The 748-nt window shown below is 64.0% G+C and carries 2 protein-coding genes; both read right to left on the bottom strand.

Annotated elements, in window-relative coordinates; all coding sequences use genetic code 11:
• On the bottom strand, positions 1-263 hold a 263-nt coding region (locus tag Q3Y53_RS13070), incomplete at its 3' end, for a hypothetical protein (protein ID WP_303536814.1).
• 71 nt (positions 264-334) lie between these two features.
• Positions 335-748 (bottom strand): TniB family NTP-binding protein (locus Q3Y53_RS13065; protein WP_303536811.1); only part of this gene is annotated, 414 nt, incomplete at its 5' end.

The raw sequence follows: 748 nt of genomic DNA, 5'->3' as shown, positions 1-748 counted from the left end.
GGCAGGGCTGTGGATTTGCGTTGCGGCTCTTCGGGACAGTACGGGCAGTAATACCGGCTCTTCCGCGCGATCATCAAACGCGCCTGTGGCCCGAACTCCCGGAATGTCATGGCCTGCACTGCTTCGGGCGAAAGGCCGATCCGAGCCGCGATCAGAGCCCCCTGCCCTTCCGAGAGACGCCATTCCAGGTCGAACACGTCGTGCCCCTTCAGGCCAAGCGTGGCGACGAATTCCGAAACCGTCATGGCGTAGAACGGGGCCATACGCGCGATCCAGGAGGACAGCCGCTCGTCAGCCTCTGGGGCGTATACGACCGGCAGGCGCCCGCACATCGTCACACCGGCTCTCCCAGGACCGCCTGCAACCGGTCGCCGCCCAGAATATCGCGCGAGAGGATGCGTTCCTCGCCACTTTCGATGGCGGCGATCGCCAGCTGCGACAAGATCGAAAAGATGCCCGAGGTGATGCCGCCAGTCACCTTGATCATCCGCGTGAGTGCCTTCTCGTCGATCTGGCTTTGGCGCCGAAGCGGCAGCGTGCGCGTGAGCGTGCTCATCAGCCCGTTCAGATCCTCGCCCTCGCGCCAAGGCGGCAACGCGAAGGCCTCGAAACGGCGCACCAGCTGATCATCGGTGCGCAGCGCGTTGCGAGCCTGCGCTGTACCAACACAGACCAGCGGGATGCGCAGCTCGTTGCCCAGAAAGCGCAGCATGTTCAGGAATCGTGCCTGTTCGCGGATCATGATCCA

Origin of the sequence: Synechococcus sp. YX-04-1 (assembly GCF_030546365.1) — a bacterium.
Classification (GTDB): Bacteria; Cyanobacteriota; Cyanobacteriia; order PCC-6307; family Cyanobiaceae; genus Parasynechococcus.
Note: the sequence above shows the minus strand (reverse complement) of the source record. Positions and strands in the feature narration are given on the sequence as shown.